Genomic DNA, 18,807 nt, shown 5'->3' with positions numbered 1-18,807 from the left:
GCCCCGGGGGTTCTGATGGCCAAGGCCAAGCGCATGTACGGCTGCACCGAGTGCGGCGCAACCTTTCCCAAGTGGGCCGGGCAGTGTGGCGAATGCGGTGCCTGGAACACCCTCACCGAAACCATGATCGAAAGCGGCGGTGCCACGGCGCCAAGCGGTCGCACCGGTTGGACCGGCCAGCAGGCACAGATCAAAACCCTTGCCGAAGTCAGCGTCGAAGAGATTCCGCGTTTTTCCACGGCATCCAGTGAACTGGATCGCGTGCTCGGCGGCGGTCTGGTCGACGGCTCGGTGGTGCTGATCGGCGGCGATCCGGGCATCGGCAAATCGACGATTCTGTTGCAGACCTTGTGCAACCTCGCCAAGAGCATGCCGGCCCTCTACGTCACCGGCGAAGAATCCCAGCAGCAGGTGGCCATGCGCGCCCGTCGTCTCGGCTTGCCGCAGGATCAACTGCGGGTGATGACTGAAACCTGCATCGAAACCATCATCGCCACCGCCCGCCAGGAAAAGCCCAAGGTGATGGTGATCGATTCGATCCAGACGATCTTCACCGAACAACTGCAATCGGCGCCCGGTGGCGTGTCCCAGGTGCGTGAGAGTGCGGCACTGCTGGTGCGTTATGCCAAACAGAGCGGCACGGCGATTTTCCTTGTCGGCCACGTCACCAAGGAAGGCGCGCTGGCCGGCCCGCGTGTTCTCGAACACATGGTCGACACCGTGCTGTATTTCGAAGGTGAGTCCGATGGTCGTTTGCGTTTGCTGCGCGCGGTGAAAAACCGTTTTGGCGCCGTCAACGAACTGGGCGTGTTCGGCATGACGGACAAGGGTTTGAAAGAAGTCTCCAACCCTTCGGCGATTTTTCTCACACGGGCGCAGGAAGAAGTCCCAGGCAGTGTGGTGATGGCAACGTGGGAAGGCACCCGGCCGATGCTGGTGGAAGTGCAGGCGCTGGTCGATGACAGTCATCTGGCCAACCCGCGACGGGTAACGTTGGGGCTGGATCAGAACCGCTTGGCGATGTTGTTGGCCGTGTTGCATCGCCATGGCGGGATTCCCACGCACGATCAGGACGTGTTTCTCAACGTGGTCGGCGGGGTGAAGGTGCTGGAGACTGCATCTGACCTGGCGTTGATGGCGGCGGTGATGTCGAGTTTGCGCAATCGGCCGTTGCCGCATGATTTGTTGGTGTTTGGAGAGGTTGGGTTGTCTGGCGAAGTGCGTCCTGTGCCCAGTGGCCAGGAGCGCTTGAAGGAAGCCGCGAAGCATGGCTTCAAGCGCGCCATCGTGCCCAAAGGCAATGCGCCAAAAGAGTCCCCGCCGGGTTTGCAGATCATCGCCGTAACGCGCCTCGAACAGGCGCTCGAGGCACTCTTCGAATAACCAGAGAATCCCTGTAGGAGCTGCCGAAGGCTGCGATCTTTTGATTTTGGTTTTCAAGATCAAAAGATCGCAGCCTCCGGCAGCTCCTACAGGGGCAACCATCAGATTTCGATCAACGCACCCAACTCGCGCTCCAACTCCTGCGGATCGGCCAGGTTCAGCTCGATCAAGCGCCGCAACCGCTGGATCGACTCCAGACTGATATGCCGACAAACAAACCCCAGCTGGCCGTTCTCTTCGTGCGCCAACTGCACGTCCATCTCGATATCAATCTCATCGCTCAGATGAATGTCGACGAAGAAATCCTTCTCGGCATCCCCCAGCCAAGGCTCTGGCCGCTCGATCAGCAAGCCTTTAAGCGACAGGTCTATCAGCTTGACCGGCCAGATGTACTCGCCCTGACTCAGCTCGGTTCTGGCATCGAACGCAATACGTTTGAAGCGACGACGATTGGCTGGGTGCTCGCTCATGGCGCAATCCTCCGGAAGTTCGCTGACTATAGACCCGCATTGTCTAAGCGTACCAGCGCAGACGGGCCACTCAGACCAACGTCGGGGTATGGCCTTTGGCGCCGTAAGCGCTAAACTCGGGGTGGCTGTCTTTCTTGTCCACCCTGGCTGGAATAATAAAATGAAAAATAATAATAGCCTGCTACGCCACTTACCCTGGCTATTGCTGGCAATCGTAGGAGCGTGCGCCCTGGGCGTAGTGGCATTGCGCCGAGGCGAGGCCATCAATGCCTTGTGGATTGTGGTCGCCGCTGTGGCCATTTATCTGGTTGCGTACCGTTACTACAGTCTGTTCATCGCAAACAATGTGATGCAACTTGACCCGCGTCGGGCCACCCCCGCCGTGCTCAACAACGATGGTCTGGACTACGTGCCGACCAACAAACACATTCTTTTCGGTCACCACTTCGCGGCCATCGCTGGCGCGGGGCCGCTGGTTGGTCCGGTATTGGCGGCGCAGATGGGTTATCTGCCCGGCACGCTGTGGCTGATTGCCGGTGTGGTGCTGGCGGGCGCGGTGCAGGACTTTATGGTTCTGTTCATGTCGACCCGTCGCAACGGCCGTTCCCTGGGCGACATGGTGCGTGAAGAAATGGGCCGGATTCCCGGCACCATCGCACTGTTCGGCTGCTTCCTGATCATGATCATCATCCTCGCGGTGCTGGCGCTGATCGTGGTGAAAGCACTGGCCGAGAGCCCGTGGGGCATCTTCACGGTGATGGCGACCATCCCGATCGCGATGTTCATGGGCATTTATATGCGCTACATCCGCCCGGGCCGCATCGGCGAAATCTCCGTGGTCGGCGTGTTGCTGCTGCTCGGTTCGATCTGGCTGGGCGGGCAGATTGCTGCTGATCCAGTGTGGGCAAAGGCCTTCACCTTCACCGGCGTGCAGATTACCTGGATGCTGGTCGGTTACGGTTTCGTCGCGGCATCGCTGCCGGTGTGGCTGATTCTGGCACCGCGTGATTACCTCTCCACGTTCCTCAAAATCGGTACCATCATCGCCCTGGCGATCGGCATTCTGGTGACCATGCCCGAGCTGAAAATGCCGGCGCTGACCCAGTTCGTCGACGGCACCGGTCCGGTGTGGAAGGGCGGTCTGTTCCCGTTCCTGTTCATCACCATCGCTTGCGGTGCGGTATCGGGTTTCCACGCACTGATTTCTTCGGGCACCACGCCGAAGCTGCTGGATAACGAAACCAACGCCCGTTACATCGGTTACGGCGGCATGCTGATGGAATCGTTCGTCGCGATCATGGCCATGGTTGCCGCTTCGGTGATCGAGCCTGGCGTGTACTTCGCCATGAACAGCCCGGCCGCTGTGGTCGGCAGTGATGTCGCTTCGGTTGCGCAAGTGGTCTCCAGCTGGGGCTTTGCGATCACGCCGGAAGCGCTGCAAGCCGTGGCGCATGACATTGGCGAAACCACCATTCTCGCCCGTGCCGGTGGTGCGCCGACCCTGGCGGTCGGTATCGCGCAGATCCTGCACAGTGTCCTGCCGGGTGAAAACACCATGGCGTTCTGGTACCACTTCGCGATCCTGTTTGAAGCGCTGTTTATCCTGACCGCTGTCGACGCCGGTACTCGTGCCGGACGTTTCATGCTGCAGGATTTGCTCGGCTCCTTCGTGCCAGCGCTGAAACGCACTGAATCGTGGACGGCCAACCTGATCGCCACCGCCGGCTGTGTGGCGATGTGGGGCTGGTTGCTGTATCAGGGCGTGGTCGATCCACTGGGCGGCATCAACACCTTGTGGCCACTGTTCGGTATCTCCAACCAGATGCTGGCCGGTATCGCGCTGATGCTCGGCACCGTGGTGCTGATCAAAATGAAGCGTCAGCGCTACATTTGGGTCACCCTGCTGCCAGCCACTTGGCTGTTGATTTGCACCACGACGGCGGGCTTCATCAAGCTGTTCGATGCCAACCCGGCAATCGGCTTCCTGTCGCTGGCCAAGAAGTACAGCGACGCGCTGGCCAGTGGTCAGATTCTGGCCCCGGCGAAAAGCGTCGAGCAGATGCAGCACGTGATCTTCAACGCTTACACCAACGCAACGCTCACCGCGCTGTTCCTGTTCGTGGTCTTCAGCATCCTGTTCTATGCGCTCAAAGTCGGCATCGCCGCCTGGGGCGAAAAAGAGCGTACGGATAAAGAATCGCCATTCCAGGCTCTGCCGGATGCGTAACCAGAGGATTGCAGCATGTTCAATGACCTGAGTCGCCTCGGTAAATACCTCGGTCAGGCCGCGCGCCTGATGGTCGGCATGCCCGACTACGACACCTACGTCGAGCATATGCAAACCAAACACCCGGACAAACCGGTGATGAGCTACGAGATGTTCTTCCGCGAACGTCAGGAAGCCCGTTACGGTGGCAAGGGTGGGCCGAAGTGCTGTTGAGGCACATGATGGTTAAGGCAACACAAGCACTGTAGGAGCACAGCTTGCTGGCGAAGGCGATCTTGATGACGCCTTCGCTGGCAAGCCAGGCTCCTACAGTTTTTTTGCGTGAGGGAGATTTAATTTGTCAGCCCCAATCCCGGTCACGGTACTCAGCGGTTTCCTCGGTGCCGGCAAGACCACCTTGCTGCGCCACATTCTGAAAGCCGAGCACGGCCTGAAAATCGCCGTGATCGAAAACGAATTCAGCGACGCCGGCATCGACACTCAGTTGCTCGGCGACGAACCGGTGCAAGTCATGACCCTGGCCAACGGCTGCGTCTGCTGCACCATTCACACCGACCTGACCAAAGCGCTGTACCTGCTGCTCGAGCGTCTGGACAGCGGCGAAATTGCCTTCGATCGTCTGGTCATCGAATGCACCGGCCTGGCCGATCCAGCGCCAGTCGCCCAGACCTTTTTCATCGACGAGGAATTGCGCGAGCGTTACCTGCTCGACGGCATCATCACCCTGGTCGATGCCGCACACGCGGACGTGCATCTGAGCCAGACCATCGCCCAGGCGCAGATCGGTTTTGCCGACCGCTTGCTGGTGAGCAAGACCGACCTAGTCGACGAGGCCACGTTCACCGCGTTGAGCGAACGCCTGACGCGAATCAACCGTCGCGCGCCGATTCGTGTGGTTGATCACGGCAACATCGATCTGGCTGAGCTGCTCGATGTACGCGGCTTCAACCTCAACGCCGATCTGGGCGGCGGCTTGAGTTTGCGTCCGGTGAGTAAGGCGCCGTCGATCGATCGTATTTCCAGCCTGGTGCTGCGCACCGATCAACCGCTGGATATCGATCAGCTCAGCGAGTTCATGAATGAATTGCTGGAAGAGCACGGCAAGCAATTGCTGCGTTACAAAGGTGTGCTGAGCATTGCTGGCGAGGATCGTCGCTTGGTGTTTCAGGGCGTGTTGAAACTCTATGGTTTCGACTGGGACACCGAATGGGCCGAGGGTGAGGCGCGGGACAGCGTGATCGTGTTTATTGCTGATGATTTGCCGGAAGAGAAGATTCGGGCGGGGTTTGCCAAAGTCGTTTCTGCCTGATGGATCTTCTGGGTCAGGGCTGACGCCATCGCGGGCAAGCCTTGCTCCTACAGAGTTATGGGTATGACTTTGTAGGAGCAAGGCTTGCCCGCGATGGCAATCTACCCGGCAACAGAATTTTCAAGGTCTGAACCCAATAGTGTCTGCTCAAGATGATCCAAATGCCGATTCATCAACATCCCGGCCCTGGAAGCATCCCCACATTCAACCGCCTCAACCAGCGCCAAATGCTCCCGCCAAGCGCAACAGCTGTGCGCAGAACCCTCACACCGCGCAATCGCCAACGAAGTAAGCGGTACCAGACTGCCCAAAAAATGCGCCAACGGCACATTCCCCGCCATCCTCGCCAACGTCAGATGAAACTCCCCCGACAAGCGAATCGCCGCCCCGCGCCGATCCTGCTCAACCGCCAGCCGCTCACGCTCGATCAACCCACGCAAGCGTTTCAAACCCTCAGCCTGCGGACGCTGACACGCCAGCCGCACCAACGTGTTCTCGGCCAATCGCCGCGCATGCAAGGTCTGCCGCGTTTGCTCGCGATCCGGCGCCGCCACACGCGGACGATGATTGGCGCGCAGCACAACAACTTGCTCATGGCTCAGTTGCGTCAGCACCCGCCGCACGTCCGCGCGAGTGACGCCGAACATGTCTTTCAAACTGTCTTCGGTGAAACGGCTGTCCGCATCAAGGCGCTGTTCCAGAATCGCATCGAACAGTCGCGGGTAAAGATCCTCCGCCGGCGCGCGCAAACGAGAGAAGGGCAGGGGCGTCGTGCTCTCGCGAGTGTGCGACGCTGAAGCGAAACTGTTCATGGCCTGTCTCCTGTAGGAATCAGCGACTCAGGTTGTCATCCGGAATATTCAGCTCAATGCCCATGCGCTGACCTTCTTGCAGAATGTGTCGACGCATTTCCGCGCTGGCCTGCGCGCTGTTCTTGCTGCGGATCGCGCGTACCACGGCTTCGTTTTCTTCGAGGCGTTCGGCCAGATGTTCCGGGGAGTTGCGCAACACTTCGGCGCTTTGCTTGAGGGCATTGCTGGTTTGCTGCACCACGCTCTGGAAAATCGGGTTTGACGTCAGGGTGAACAGCTCTTCGTGGAAGGCGATGTAAGCGCTGACGCCGGCTTCACTGTCGCCGGCCTCAAGGGCTTCGCGCATGTCCATCAAGGTCAGGCGCAATTGGCCGACTTCCTTGCTGCTGATCGACTGCGCCACCAGACCGACTATGAATGGCTCAAGGGTGTAGCGCAGTTGCAGCACATCTTCGAGGCTGGCACCGGCGACCGCGCTGTCGTGGCTTTGGCTGTCGCTGAGTTGTGCATCGAGGACGACCACGCCTTTGCCCGGCATCGAACGGACGAGGCCGAGGGTTTCCAGAACGATCACCGCTTCACGCAGGCTCGGGCGGCTGATGCCCAGTTGTTCGGCGAGTTCGCGCTGGCCCGGCAGCATGTCGCCCGAGCGCCATTGGCCACGGGCGAGGGCTGCGCGGAGTTTTTCGACGACTGAGTTGACTACGGTTGATGTGGTTATCAAGGGTCTCGCTCCATTTGCCTGTGGGGCAGCGCCGCAAACTCAAGATCAAAAGATCGCAGCCTGCGGCAGCTCCTACAGGGTTAAATCAGAACTCCTGCTGGTGCGCGGGAGTTGCTGGTTTACGCGGTTGAAAGGTGTAGCCCTGCTGACCGCTGAGTACTTTGTTGGCGCGTTGTACGTCGATGTCTTTTTCCCAACGGGCGATCGCAACCGTGGCGACGCAGTTGCCGATCAGGTTGGTCAGCGCGCGGCCGATGCCCATGAACCAGTCCACGGCCAACACCAATACCAGGCCGACCACCGGGATCGCTGGAATCGCGGTCAGTGTCGCCGCCAGAATCACCAGTGCCGAACCGGGAATGCCGTGGGCGCCTTTCGAGGTGATCAGCGACACCAGCAGAATCGTCAGCAAATCGGTCATCGCTAGCGGCGTACCGGTGGCGTTGGCGATGAACACGATGGCCAGCGTCAGGTAGATCGAAAAACCATCGAGGTTGAATGAGTAGCCGGTTGGAATCACCAGCCCTACCGTCGAGCTGCCGATGCCGAGGTGTTCGAGTTTGCGCATGATCTGCGGCAACACGGCGTCAGACGAAGCGGTGCCCATGACGATCAGCAATTCTTCACGCAGGTATTTGAGCAGCGGCCACATGCGCAGGCCGGACAAGCGCATGACAGTGCCAAGGATCAGCGCGACGAAAGCCATGCAGGTCAGGTAAAACAAACCGACCAGGCTGCCCAGATGCTGCAGCGAGTCGAGGCCATATTTGCTGGTGGTGAAGGCGATGGCACCAAACACGCCGATCGGCGCCAGACGCACGATCATGCCCATGATGCGGAAGATCACATGGCTCAATTCGTTGATCAGTCGCGAGATCCCGGACGCCGCTTCGCCGACCAGATTCAACGCGCTGCCGAACAGCACCGAGAACAGCAGCACTTGCAGAATGTTGTTGTCGGCGAAGGCGCCGATCACCGAAGTCGGAATCAGATCCATCAGGAACTGCGTGGTGGTGTGCATGTGCTGGCCGCGCTGGGCGATGTCGCCCATGTCGGCGGCGGACAACTGCTCCAAATGGATATTCGCACCGCTGCCGATGCCGGTGCTGAAGGCGAAGACCAGACCGATCACCAAGGCGATGGTGGTAAGGATTTCAAAGTAGATGACCGATTTGAGGCCTATGCGCCCGACCTTCTTCAGATCGCCCGCGCCGCTGATGCCGCTGACCACTACGCAGAACACGATCAGGCCGATGAGCATCTTGATCAGTTTGATGAAACCGTCGCCGAGCGGTTTGAGCTGGGCCGAATATTCAGGAAGGGTCAGCCCGCAGACGATGCCGAGCACCAGTCCGAGAACCACTTGGAGGAAGATTGAACGCGAGCACCATCTGAGCATGGGAGGAATCCTGGTCGGTGTCCTGGCTGCCGTGCGCTTGAACGCATCAGATTCAGGACTTAATTATTGTGGTCTTACCGGTATGTCCAGTGCAGGCGCAGTCTACGCTGGGGTTTTTCTTGAATACAAGGGGGAATCGCGAAATTGGCATGACCGGTCTGACCGGTGGTTAAGATCAAAAGATCGCAGCCTTCGGCAACTCCTACATTTGGAATGCGTTCACCTGTAGGAGCTGCCGAAGGCTGCGATCTTTTGATCTTTTTTCAGGCGAAAAAAAACCGGCCAATCACACTTGGCCGGTTTTTCATGCTGCGGATTTAACGTCGCAATTAAGCGCCGTATACCGGCAGTTTCTTGCAGATGGCTTTGACTTTCTCACGAACGGCGTCGATCACCGCTTCGTTGTTCAGGTCAGCCAGGATGTCGCAGATCCAGCCGGCCAGCTCTTTGCACTCGGCTTGCTTGAAGCCGCGAGTGGTCACAGCCGGAGTACCGAAGCGCAGGCCGGAAGTAACGAACGGCGAGCGTGGATCGTTTGGCACGGAGTTCTTGTTCACGGTGATGAAGGCTTTGCCCAGAGCGGCGTCAGCATCTTTACCGGAGATGTCCTGCTTGATCAGCGACAGCAGGAACAGGTGGTTCTTGGTACCGCCCGAAACCACGTCGAAACCGCGCTCGATGAACACTTCGGCCATGGCCTGGGCGTTCTTCACCACTTGTTCCTGGTAAGTCTTGAACTCAGGCTGCAGCGCTTCCTTGAAGCAGATCGCTTTAGCGGCGATCACGTGTTCCAGCGGGCCACCCTGGGCGCCCGGGAATACCGCGGAGTTCAGCTTCTTCTCGATGTCGGCGTTGGCGCGCGCCAGGATCAGGCCGCCACGTGGGCCGCGCAGGGTTTTGTGCGTGGTGGTGGTCACGACGTCAGCGAAAGGCACCGGGTTCGGGTAGACGCCCGCGGCGACCAGACCGGCCACGTGAGCCATGTCGACGAACAGGTAAGCGCCGACTTTGTCAGCGATGGCGCGGAAGCGTGGGAAATCGAGAATCTGCGAGTAGGCAGAGAAACCGGCCACGATCATTTTTGGCTTGTGCTCAACTGCCAGACGCTCGACTTCGTCGTAGTCAATCAGGCCGTTGGCGTCGATGCCGTATTGAACCGCGTTGTAAAGCTTGCCGGAGGAGGACACGCTGGCGCCGTGGGTCAGGTGACCGCCGTGGGCCAGGCTCATGCCCAGAATGGTGTCGCCACCTTGCAGCAGAGCCAGGTAAACAGCCGCGTTGGCTTGCGAACCGGCGTGCGGTTGAACGTTGGCGTAATCGGCGCCGAACAGCTCTTTGGCGCGGTCAATGGCCAGTTGCTCAACGATGTCGACGTACTCGCAACCACCGTAGTAACGCTTGCCTGGGTAGCCTTCAGCGTACTTGTTGGTCAGCACCGAGCCTTGAGCTTCCATCACCGCTGGGCTGGTGTAGTTTTCCGAAGCGATCAGCTCGATGTGTTCTTCCTGGCGCTGAGCTTCTTGCTCCATGGCGGCAAAAAGGTCGGCGTCGTACTTGGCAATAGTCAAATCACGGCTGAACATGGCGGTCCTCAAGGATCGGGGGGCAGAAAAGGGAGGCATTCTAACCCAACGGGTTTTAGATGGCATATGAAACGGCATCATGTCGCAGACAAGTGGCGTTCATGACAGATGTGCGGTGCATTTGCCGATCCTAAGCGTCGCAGCCTGCGGTGGCGTCGATGTCCTGATCCGTGGGAGAGCTGCCGCAGGCTGCGATGTACTCAGTAGTAATTAAAGACGCTCAATTACGTTTAATGTAAACACAGCGATAGGTTTTGTTGGCTCGGTTGTGAAGTAAATTTTCTGTTCCCGTTGGCCAGTCGAAACAATCACGCCCGCCCCCGTTTTTATATCCAGTGTAATAGGCTGTCCGGGTTTAACGAGTATCGGAAGTTTGGTGGAGTCGCCTTGTAATAACTCCGGTGAAAAACCACTGAAATCGAATTCAGTATTGGTCGCTTCACTAGCCGGGCTGACGGCGATTTCGCCATGGTTATTTAGATGAACCAACTGGCTATCTTGCGAGCTACCGCGTACCGACAGGCGATAGGCGTCGTTCTCCCAGCGGAACTCAAAGATTGTCGGGCGTTTATGTGCATTGACGACCAGCCGTTGGAAGCCTCCGCGACCTTCTGCGAAGAGCCGCTCGACGCAAATCGGTTCTCCGTTATAACTCAATGTGCCGATGAAAGATTTCTGGCAATCCGTGCTCATATTAATGCTCCTGTGTTGAATAGATTGGGTAATGACGCATCGTCATTAATCTAAACTTAACATAAGCAATAAGTTTCGCGAGGGTGAGTATGTTTCGATATGTGGTTCTTGCAGCGGGTATTAGTCGGGCTGGCTCTAGCTGGTTTGTAACTTTATACGGATCTTTGTAGAAGACTCTATTAGTCAAACATGAACAACGCATCATTGCTGAACTGCGCCTCAAACCGGCTCGCCGGCATCGGCCGCCCGAATAGATAACCCTGAACTTCGTCGCAACCATGTTCACGCAGGAAATCCAGTTGCTCGTGGGTTTCCACACCCTCTGCAATCACCGCCAGATTCAGGCTGTGCGCCATCGCGATGATCGCCCGGGCAATCTGCGCGTCCTGCTCACCGGATGGCAAACCGTCGACAAATGTGCGGTCGATCTTCAGCACATCGATCGGGAATTGCTTGAGGTAGTTCAGCGATGAATAACCGGTGCCGAAGTCATCGACCGCGATGCTCAGACCAAGGTTTTTCAGCCCCGCGAGAATCTGCATCGCCTCGCTGACTTCGCGCATCAGAATACTTTCGGTCAGCTCCAGTTCCAGGCACGCCGGCGGCAGGCCGGTTTCGCGCAGGATCGTGGCGATCCGCGTGCCGAGTTGGCCGTCGGAGAACTGCCGCGCGGAAATGTTCACCGACACCTTCGGCACGCGCACACGGTTCTGGTGCCAGGTCTTCAGTTGGCGGCAGGCTTCGCTGATCACCCAATCGCCAACGTCGACCACCAGACCGAGCTCTTCCAGCACCGGAATGAAATCCCCCGGCGGCACCAGTCCACGACGCGGGTGACGCCAGCGCAGCAGGGCTTCGGCGCCGGTCAGGCGTTTGCCGTCGCCGCTGAATTGCGGCTGGTAATACAAGACGAATTCGTCTTGTTCCAAGGCGTGGCGCAAATCGCTTTCCAGCTCCAGACGCTCCAGCGCACTGGCGTTCATGTCGGCCTGATAGAACTGGAAGTTGTTCTTGCCACGTTCCTTGGCGTGGTACATCGCGGTGTCGGCGTTCTTCATCAACTGGCTGAGTTCGTTGCCATCCTGCGGACTCAGGGCGATGCCGATACTCGCAGTGACAAAAAACTCGCGGCCTTCCAGCACAAACGGTCGCACCAGGCTGGCAAGAATCTGCTCGGCCACATGAATCGCCCGGTTCAGCGCCAGTTCGCGGCTGGAACGGTGTTGCAGGAGCAAGGTGAATTCATCGCCGCCCATGCGCGCGACGGTGTCGTCGTTGTCGACGCAGGCCAGCAGGCGCGTGGCCATGTCTTTCAACATGCGGTCGCCGGCGGCGTGGCCGAGGGAGTCGTTGATCGGTTTGAATCGGTCGAGGTCGAGGAACATCAGCACCACCCACGACTTCTGTCGTTCGGCCGATTGCAGCGCCGTGTGCAAGCGATCCTGGAACAGCGTGCGGTTCGGCAAGTGGGTCAGGGCGTCGTAATAAGCGAGGCGGTGGATGCGCTGTTCGCTGGCCTTGCGCTCGCTGATGTCGCTGAAGAAACACACGTAACTGGCCAGATCGCCTTCGTCGTCGAGCACTGCGGTGATGCCGACCCACGCCGGATAATGCTCGCCATTGCGGCGCTTCATCCAGACTTCGCCTTCCCAGGTGCTGTGCTGATGCAATTGCTTGAGCACGTAACGCAGATGCGCGTCCTGCTGTTCGTCGACCGTGAGCATGTTCGGCAACTGGTCGAGCACTTCGCTCACCGCGTAACCGCTGACGCGACTGAACGCTTCGTTGGCCTGAACGATGTAACCGGCCGGATCGGTGATCAGGATCGCCGAGGTCGAGTGTTCGAATACGGTGGCAGCCATGCGCAGGTCTTTTTCGGCGCGGCGCTGCTGGCTGATGTCGCGACCGACCCCGAGCACGCCTTCAAAACCGCCATGCTCATCCCACACCAAGACCAGACGCAGTTCGATTGGAATCTTGCGGCCATCGGCGCGCAGACAGTCGAACAGGAACAATTGCGTCTGCACCTGACCGCGCAACAGCGCCAGTTGCTCGGGTTTATTCAGCGACTTGCTGACCCGATCCATCAGCGTGTAGATGCCGCTCAGTTGCTGCGGGTTGGCAATGATCGATTGCCAGCCATTCTGGAAAATCCACTCGGCATCAAAGCCCAGCACAGCCTGCACCGACGGGCTGACGTAGTTCAGCGAGAGCTTGCTGTCGGTGGAGAAAATCACGTCGCTGATGCTCTCGGCGAGCATGCGATAACGCTGCTCGCTGTCGCGCAGGGACTCGCTGGCCTCGATCTGCTCGGTAATGTCCTTGGCCACGCCGATGATCCGCGTGACCTGATCGTGCTTGTCGCGCGCCAGTGCCTGTTCGCGAATATCGAAACGCCGCCAGTTACCGTCGCGATGGCGGAAGCGCAGTTGGCATTGCAGTAATTGACTGTAACCGGCATGGCGCTGGGATTGGCGCGAGCGGTGGTAATAATCGGCGTCTTCCGGGTGCAGAAGGATTTCCCAGAAATACTCGCCCATCTGGTGCAGCTCGGTGCGGTTGTAGCCGAGGGTCTGGCCGAGGTGGTGGTTGCTGAAAATCATCCGCTGGCTGATCACGTCCTGCACATACAGATGATCCGGCACGGTGCGCACCACGTCCGACCAGAACCCTTCGCGCTCCAGCAACGACAGCTCGACCAGTTTGCGGCTGGTGATGTCGTTGATGCTGAGGATCACCGCCGTGTAATCGTGCTGCTCGGTCGGCAGGCGCAAAACCATCCACAGGTGTTGATCGCGGCCATTGACGTCCGCCTGTTTGATTTCCAGTTCCAGCTGCTTTTGCTGTTGCAGCACGGCGTCGAGGATTTGATTGCCGATCGCGCACTGACGGTGCGGATGACCGTCGATCAACAGTTGCCACGCTTGTTCGCAGGAATTGACGTTGAGCAGTTGCAACGCGACCTGGTTGACCTCGGTGACACGCAACTCTTGCAGCAATTGCTGGCGTTGCGCCGGTTGGTCGAGCCAGGCCTTGAGCTGGTCGCTGGTCTGGATCTGCGCTTTCTCGAAAACCTGTTTCAGGCCAGAGAGATCGAGCACACACAACGCAACGCCGGTGCCTTCGAAAATATCCTGATAGCGCCGGCGACCTTCATGCAACTGGCGCTGACGGCGGCGCATGTTCAACAGCGCGATCACCGGCAGCAGCGAGAAAGCCAGACCGAGCAGGCATTTGCCGATAAACGCCGGGAGCAATTCTTCGAGCACGCGCTGACGGTCGAACAAACCGCGCAACTGCCAGTCGCTGCTGCTCAGCGGCACAGTCAGCACCGTGTCGGCCAGATCGTCAGGGGAAAGCACGCTGGGCTTGGCCGAGGGCAACGCTTTATCGCGACTGACGATCTGATGGTTGATGCGGTTTTCCACCAGCCACAAAGGGCGCAGGCCGGTTTCGCCCTGTTTGGTCAGCGAATCGAAAAACGTCGGCGTCAGGCGCAGCGCCCAATAACCGCGCGAACTGCCGCTGGCCTGATGCAGCAACAGATGCACCACCGAGCCGTCATCGGCGTTACTGAAGTAATGCGCCTGAGCACGACTGCGCCGAACCAGTTCGGTGAGGTAATCGGCGTCGTGACTGTCGGCGGCGCTGTCGCTGAGGATTCGCCCGGAAGGACTGAGCAACGCCATGCTGCGCAGATCCGGCAGCGATTGCTGAAGTTTGCGCAGCAGCGCCTGCTGTTCGTCGGCGGTTTGCGGTTGCTCGACGATCGGTAGCAGGTTGAGAGCGATTTGCGCGTTCAGCGCCATGTTCAGGCTGACTTGTGAAGCGAGGTCGGCGGTGTAATCGATGGTGTACTGGCGCTGGTTTTTCTGGGTCTCGCGCAGTTGATCGAGCAGTTGCCAGAACAGCAACGCCAGCAGCAACAGCACCAAAGTCGCCAGCGCACCCTTTAATGTCCCGCGCAGGGGTGAGCCGGGCGCCGGAGGGGTGCTGCTCACAGAGGCTGGCGGAGTGACATTGGACAAGCTGTAATCCTGCGGTCTGGCTGGACTGGCGCGACGTGCACTATAAGCCGGACGCCCAAAGGGCGGCTAGCATGCCTTGAGTTGTGGCGAAGTGCCAGCCCCGCTCGGCTGGACTGCCTTCCGTCATTCAGGTAGCTTTGCCGGTTACGCGGGAGCGTTCCAGCTCCTAGACTCAGACTTTTTCAGCGCGCACGCATTGATAACCATCAAGTGAACGACGCGCATGGTCTGGCCGGGCATCGCCCGCGCTGCAATCATTCATCTGTCACTGACCCAAGGTTCTCCATGGCTCAATACGTCTTCACCATGCATCGGCTGGGCAAAGTTGTTCCGCCGAAGCGGGAAATCCTCAAAAACATTTCGCTGTCGTTCTTCCCCGGCGCCAAGATCGGCGTGCTCGGCCTCAACGGTTCGGGTAAGTCCACGCTGCTGAAAATCATGGCTGGCGTCGACACCGAGTTCGAAGGCGAAGCGCGCCCGATGCCGGAACTGAACATCGGTTATCTGCCGCAAGAGCCGCAACTTGACCCCACCAAGACCGTGCGTGAAGTGGTCGAGGAAGCGGTCAGCGTGATCAAGAACGCCCAGGCCCGCCTGGACGAGGTCTACGCGGCTTACGCTGAAGAAGATGCCGACTTCGACAAACTGGCAGCTGAACAGGCCAAGCTCGAAGCGATCCTGCAAGCCAGCGACGGTCACAACCTTGATCGCCAACTGGAAGTCGCTGCCGACGCACTGCGTCTGCCGGCGTGGGACGCCAAGGTCGAATTCCTCTCCGGTGGTGAAAAGCGTCGTGTGGCCCTGTGCCGCCTGCTGCTGTCCGCGCCGGACATGCTGCTCCTCGACGAACCAACCAACCACTTGGACGCCGATTCCGTTGCGTGGCTGGAGCATTTCCTCCACGACTTCCCGGGCACTGTGGTAGCGATCACGCACGACCGTTACTTCCTCGACAACGTCGCCGGCTGGATTCTGGAACTCGACCGCGGCGCGGGCATTCCATACGAAGGCAACTACTCGGGTTGGCTTGAAGCCAAGTCCGATCGTCTGGCCGCTGAATCCAAGCAGCAGTCGGCGCACGAAAAAGCCATGAAGGAAGAACTGGAGTGGGTGCGCAAAGGCGCGAAAGCCCGCCAGTCGAAATCCAAGGCTCGTCTGCAACGCTTCGAAGAAATGCAATCGCAGGAATTCCAGAAGCGCAGCGAAACCAACGAGATCTACATCCCGGCCGGCCCGCGTCTGGGCGACAAGGTCATCGAATTCAAGAACGTCACCAAGGGCTACGGCGATCGCGTGTTGATCGACAACCTGTCGTTCTCGATGCCGAAGGGCGCGATCGTCGGTGTGATCGGCGGTAACGGTGCTGGTAAATCGACTCTGTTCCGCATGCTGATGGGCAAGGAGCAGCCGGATTCGGGCAGCATCGAAGTCGGCGAAACCGTGCAACTGGCTTGCGTCGATCAGAGCCGCGACGACCTCGACGGCAGCAAGACTGTGTTCCAGCAGATTTCCGACGGTTCCGACCAGATCCGCATCGGCAACTACGAGATCCCGTCGCGCACCTACGTCGGTCGCTTCAACTTCAAGGGCGGCGATCAGCAGAAGTTCGTCAAGGATCTGTCCGGTGGTGAGCGCGGTCGTCTGCACCTCGCGCTGACCCTGAAGGAGGGCGGTAACGTCCTGCTGCTCGACGAACCGTCCAACGACCTCGACGTTGAAACCCTGCGTTCTCTGGAAGAAGCCCTGCTGGACTTCCCGGGCGCTGCAATTGTGATCTCTCACGATCGGTGGTTCCTTGACCGCGTGGCGACACACATCCTCGCGTACGAAGACGACTCGCAAGCGATCTTCTTCGAAGGCAACTACACCGAGTACGAAGCGGATCGCAAGAAACGCCTCGGCGAAGCGGCTGCCCAGCCACACCGGGTACGTCACAAGAAACTGGCCTGATTCGGGTTGGTTGCATAAAAGCGGAGCCTTCGGGCTCCGTTTTTTTTTGCCGGAGTTTTTTCAGATGAACCGAGTCGCGGCATTCGCGAGCAAGCTCGCTCCCACAGGGGTAACGCATTTTAAATGTGGGAGCGAGCTTGCTCGCGAAGGCTGCCTTCCTGTTGGTGCAAAGCTTGTTTTGTGAATCACCATTCAGGTGCGATATCTGTCTAAAAAGGCTTCAGATTTATATCCTGTGCACCATTTAATTTCATATCCGCGACATTTCGCTCTATTCCTGTGCGCAATTCGTTTGTTACAGTCCGGCCCAATCTCTTCCAACGATAATAAATTTGCCGAGACTTTCCCCATGATCGAATCCGTCGAATCCTTCCTTGCCCGCCTGAAACAACGCGACCCGGATCAGCCCGAATTTCACCAGGCCGTTGAAGAAGTCCTGCGCAGTCTGTGGCCGTTTCTCGAAGCCAATCCGCACTACCTGACTTCGGGAATTCTGGAACGCCTCTGCGAGCCGGAGCGTGCCGTGGTGTTCCGCGTGTCGTGGGTCGACGATCAGGGCAAGGTTCAGGTTAATCGCGGTTTCCGCATCCAGATGAACAGCGCCATCGGCCCGTACAAGGGCGGTTTGCGTTTCCATCCGTCGGTGAACATGGGCGTGCTGAAATTCCTCGCCTTCGAACAGACCTTCAAAAACTCTCTGACCTCGTTGCCCATGGGCGGCGGCAAGGGCGGCGCTGACTTCGATCCGAAGGGCAAGAGCGACGCTGAAGTCATGCGTTTCTGCCAGGCATTCATGAGCGAGTTGTACCGCCACATCGGCGCCGACGTTGACGTGCCGGCCGGTGACATCGGCGTTGGTGCGCGCGAGATCGGTTTCCTCTTCGGCCAGTACAAACGCCTGAGCAACCAGTTCACCAGCGTCCTCACCGGCAAAGGCATGACCTACGGCGGCAGCCTGATTCGTCCGGAAGCCACCGGTTTCGGTTGTGTGTACTTCGCGGAAGAAATGCTCAAACGTCGCGAGCAAACCGTGGAAGGCAAACGCGTGGCGATCTCCGGTTCCGGCAACGTCGCGCAATACGCCGCACGCAAAGTGATGGATCTGGGCGGCAAGGTGATTTCGCTGTCCGACTCCGAAGGCACGCTGTATTGCGAGGCGGGCCTGAGCGAAGAACAGTGGTCGGCGCTGCTGCAGCTGAAAAACGTCAAACGCGGGCGCATCAGCGAATTGGCCTCAGCATTCGGTCTGGAATTCCGCGCCGGTCAGTTGCCGTGGTCGCTGCCATGCGATATCGCATTGCCGTGCGCCACGCAGAACGAACTCGACGCCGAAGCCGCGCGCACGCTGCTGCGCAATGGCTGCGTATGCGTCGCTGAGGGCGCGAACATGCCGACCACGCTGGAGGCTGTGGATATCTTTATCGAGGCCGGCATTCTCTTCGCGCCGGGCAAGGCCTCCAATGCCGGCGGTGTCGCGGTGAGTGGTCTGGAGATGTCGCAGAACGCCATGCGTCTGCTGTGGACGGCGGGTGAAGTGGACAGCAAGCTGCACAACATCATGCAATCGATCCACCACGCCTGCGTGCACTACGGCGAAGAGAACGGCCGGATCAATTACGTCAAAGGCGCGAACATCGCCGGTTTCGTCAAAGTTGCCGACGCGATGCTGGCGCAGGGCGTGGTTTAAGCCGGTTCGATGCGGATCACTTCGATCACTTGATCGCCGGCGGGGCGCTGCCACAGCACCTCGTCGTTGAGCCGGGCACCGAGCAGCGCCCGGCCCAGCGGTGAACCCCAATTGATCAGGCCCTTCGCGGCATCGGCCTGATCTTCACCGACCAGTTGCACGCGGCGTTCTGTGTCGTGCTCATCCGCGTAGGTGACCCAACTGCCGATCTGCACTTTGTCTCTGGACGTTGCCGGCACAGCCACTTGCGCACTGCTCAAGCGCTGATTGAAATAACGCAAATCTCTTTGCAGGTCGGCCAGCCGTTGTTTGTCGGCCTGCTCACCTTTGGCCGACTGCTCGGCGTGTTGGGTTTGCAGTTCGGCGACTTTCGCCTGCAACTGCGCCAAGCCTTGTGACGTGACGTAATTGGGCTGCTCGCTGACCTGCCGTTCAACCGGTTGATCGGCTTGTGCGGCGGCGTTGTCTTCGTTGACGAAAGCACGGCTCATGGGTTCCTCCTCGTATGAGGTTTGGGCCATGCTCGCAGGCATTTGGTTTCA

The 18,807-nt window shown here is 59.0% G+C and carries 14 protein-coding genes; 6 read left to right on the top strand and 8 right to left on the bottom strand.

Annotation, left to right across the window (positions count from 1 at the left end):
• Window positions 1-15 precede the first annotated feature (15 nt).
• Window positions 16-1,383, top strand: a complete 1,368-nt coding sequence (radA, locus tag AD669_RS23220) for a DNA repair protein RadA (RefSeq protein ID WP_053124219.1) — start codon at window positions 16-18, stop codon at window positions 1,381-1,383.
• 101 nt (window positions 1,384-1,484) lie between these two features.
• On the opposite strand, the gene AD669_RS23215 is transcribed toward radA, so the two are convergent.
• Window positions 1,485-1,853: a PilZ domain-containing protein gene (locus tag AD669_RS23215; RefSeq protein WP_053124024.1), complete on the bottom strand. Its 369-nt coding sequence runs from the start codon at window positions 1,851-1,853 to the stop codon at window positions 1,485-1,487.
• Window positions 1,854-2,013: 160 nt separating this feature from the next.
• Here AD669_RS23215 and AD669_RS23210 point away from each other — a divergent pair, with 160 nt between their 5' ends.
• From AD669_RS23210 to yjiA, 3 genes are all read left to right on the top strand, one after another.
• Window positions 2,014-4,080: a carbon starvation CstA family protein gene (locus AD669_RS23210; protein ID WP_053124022.1), complete on the top strand. Its 2,067-nt coding sequence runs from the start codon at window positions 2,014-2,016 to the stop codon at window positions 4,078-4,080.
• A 15-nt stretch (window positions 4,081-4,095) separates the two neighbouring features.
• The gene (locus tag AD669_RS23205) at window positions 4,096-4,293 is read left to right on the top strand and encodes a YbdD/YjiX family protein (protein WP_003228401.1); all 198 of its coding nucleotides are present in this window, start codon (window positions 4,096-4,098) and stop codon (window positions 4,291-4,293) included.
• Between the two features lie 124 nt (window positions 4,294-4,417).
• The gene (gene yjiA / locus AD669_RS23200; protein WP_053124020.1) at window positions 4,418-5,389 is read left to right on the top strand and encodes a GTPase; all 972 of its coding nucleotides are present in this window, start codon (window positions 4,418-4,420) and stop codon (window positions 5,387-5,389) included.
• A gap of 101 nt (window positions 5,390-5,490) precedes the next feature.
• Here yjiA and AD669_RS23195 read toward each other — a convergent pair whose 3' ends face one another.
• From AD669_RS23195 to morA, 6 genes are all read right to left on the bottom strand, one after another.
• Window positions 5,491-6,201: a GntR family transcriptional regulator gene (locus tag AD669_RS23195; RefSeq protein WP_053124017.1), complete on the bottom strand. Its 711-nt coding sequence runs from the start codon at window positions 6,199-6,201 to the stop codon at window positions 5,491-5,493.
• A gap of 19 nt (window positions 6,202-6,220) precedes the next feature.
• Window positions 6,221-6,925 (bottom strand): FadR/GntR family transcriptional regulator, encoded by a 705-nt coding sequence (locus AD669_RS23190; protein ID WP_053124015.1) that lies wholly within the window; start codon window positions 6,923-6,925, stop codon window positions 6,221-6,223.
• An 85-nt stretch (window positions 6,926-7,010) separates the two neighbouring features.
• Window positions 7,011-8,324 (bottom strand): C4-dicarboxylate transporter DctA, encoded by a 1,314-nt coding sequence (locus tag AD669_RS23185; protein ID WP_053124013.1) that lies wholly within the window; start codon window positions 8,322-8,324, stop codon window positions 7,011-7,013.
• 329 nt (window positions 8,325-8,653) lie between these two features.
• The gene (glyA, locus tag AD669_RS23180) at window positions 8,654-9,907 is read right to left on the bottom strand and encodes a serine hydroxymethyltransferase (protein ID WP_053124011.1); all 1,254 of its coding nucleotides are present in this window, start codon (window positions 9,905-9,907) and stop codon (window positions 8,654-8,656) included.
• A gap of 210 nt (window positions 9,908-10,117) precedes the next feature.
• Window positions 10,118-10,600 carry a hypothetical protein gene (locus tag AD669_RS23175; protein ID WP_053124009.1) on the bottom strand — a complete coding sequence of 161 codons (483 nt, stop codon included), beginning with the start codon at window positions 10,598-10,600 and terminating at the stop codon, window positions 10,118-10,120.
• 179 nt (window positions 10,601-10,779) lie between these two features.
• On the bottom strand, window positions 10,780-14,628 hold the full coding sequence (morA, locus tag AD669_RS23170) for a cyclic di-GMP receptor MorA (RefSeq protein ID WP_053124007.1): 3,849 nt from the start codon (window positions 14,626-14,628) through the stop codon (window positions 10,780-10,782).
• 285 nt (window positions 14,629-14,913) lie between these two features.
• Between morA and ettA the strand changes: the two genes are divergently transcribed.
• Window positions 14,914-16,578: an energy-dependent translational throttle protein EttA gene (gene ettA / locus AD669_RS23165; protein WP_008078577.1), complete on the top strand. Its 1,665-nt coding sequence runs from the start codon at window positions 14,914-14,916 to the stop codon at window positions 16,576-16,578.
• 349 nt (window positions 16,579-16,927) lie between these two features.
• Window positions 16,928-18,265 (top strand): NADP-specific glutamate dehydrogenase, encoded by a 1,338-nt coding sequence (gene gdhA / locus AD669_RS23160; RefSeq protein WP_053124004.1) that lies wholly within the window; start codon window positions 16,928-16,930, stop codon window positions 18,263-18,265.
• Here gdhA and AD669_RS23155 read toward each other — a convergent pair.
• A complete protein-coding gene (locus AD669_RS23155; protein ID WP_053124002.1) occupies window positions 18,262-18,756 on the bottom strand; it encodes a GreA/GreB family elongation factor in 495 nt (164 codons plus the stop codon). The two genes, gdhA and AD669_RS23155, sit on opposite strands and share 4 nt — an antisense overlap.
• Between the last annotated feature and the right edge of the window lie 51 nt (window positions 18,757-18,807).

The sequence above is a fragment of the Pseudomonas sp. P1.31 genome, from assembly GCF_001269815.1.
GTDB classification, from domain to species: domain Bacteria; phylum Pseudomonadota; class Gammaproteobacteria; order Pseudomonadales; family Pseudomonadaceae; genus Aquipseudomonas; species Aquipseudomonas rustica.
Note: the sequence above shows the minus strand (reverse complement) of the source record. Positions and strands in the feature narration are given on the sequence as shown.

Bases quoted from the DNA above. Each gene is read 5' to 3' on its own strand.
- AD669_RS23155 (WP_053124002.1), bottom strand. From the start codon at position 18,756: ATGAGCCGTGCTTTCGTCAACGAAGACAACGCCGCCGCACAAGCCGAT.
- ettA (WP_008078577.1), top strand. From the start codon at position 14,914: ATGGCTCAATACGTCTTCACCATGCATCGGCTGGGCAAAGTTGTTCCG.
- AD669_RS23205 (WP_003228401.1), top strand. From the start codon at position 4,096: ATGTTCAATGACCTGAGTCGCCTCGGTAAATACCTCGGTCAGGCCGCG.
- gdhA (WP_053124004.1), top strand. From the start codon at position 16,928: ATGATCGAATCCGTCGAATCCTTCCTTGCCCGCCTGAAACAACGCGAC.
- AD669_RS23195 (WP_053124017.1), bottom strand. From the start codon at position 6,201: ATGAACAGTTTCGCTTCAGCGTCGCACACTCGCGAGAGCACGACGCCC.
- radA (WP_053124219.1), top strand. From the start codon at position 16: ATGGCCAAGGCCAAGCGCATGTACGGCTGCACCGAGTGCGGCGCAACC.
- AD669_RS23175 (WP_053124009.1), bottom strand. From the start codon at position 10,600: ATGAGCACGGATTGCCAGAAATCTTTCATCGGCACATTGAGTTATAAC.
- AD669_RS23210 (WP_053124022.1), top strand. From the start codon at position 2,014: ATGAAAAATAATAATAGCCTGCTACGCCACTTACCCTGGCTATTGCTG.
- AD669_RS23185 (WP_053124013.1), bottom strand. From the start codon at position 8,324: ATGCTCAGATGGTGCTCGCGTTCAATCTTCCTCCAAGTGGTTCTCGGA.
- glyA (WP_053124011.1), bottom strand. From the start codon at position 9,907: ATGTTCAGCCGTGATTTGACTATTGCCAAGTACGACGCCGACCTTTTT.
- AD669_RS23215 (WP_053124024.1), bottom strand. From the start codon at position 1,853: ATGAGCGAGCACCCAGCCAATCGTCGTCGCTTCAAACGTATTGCGTTC.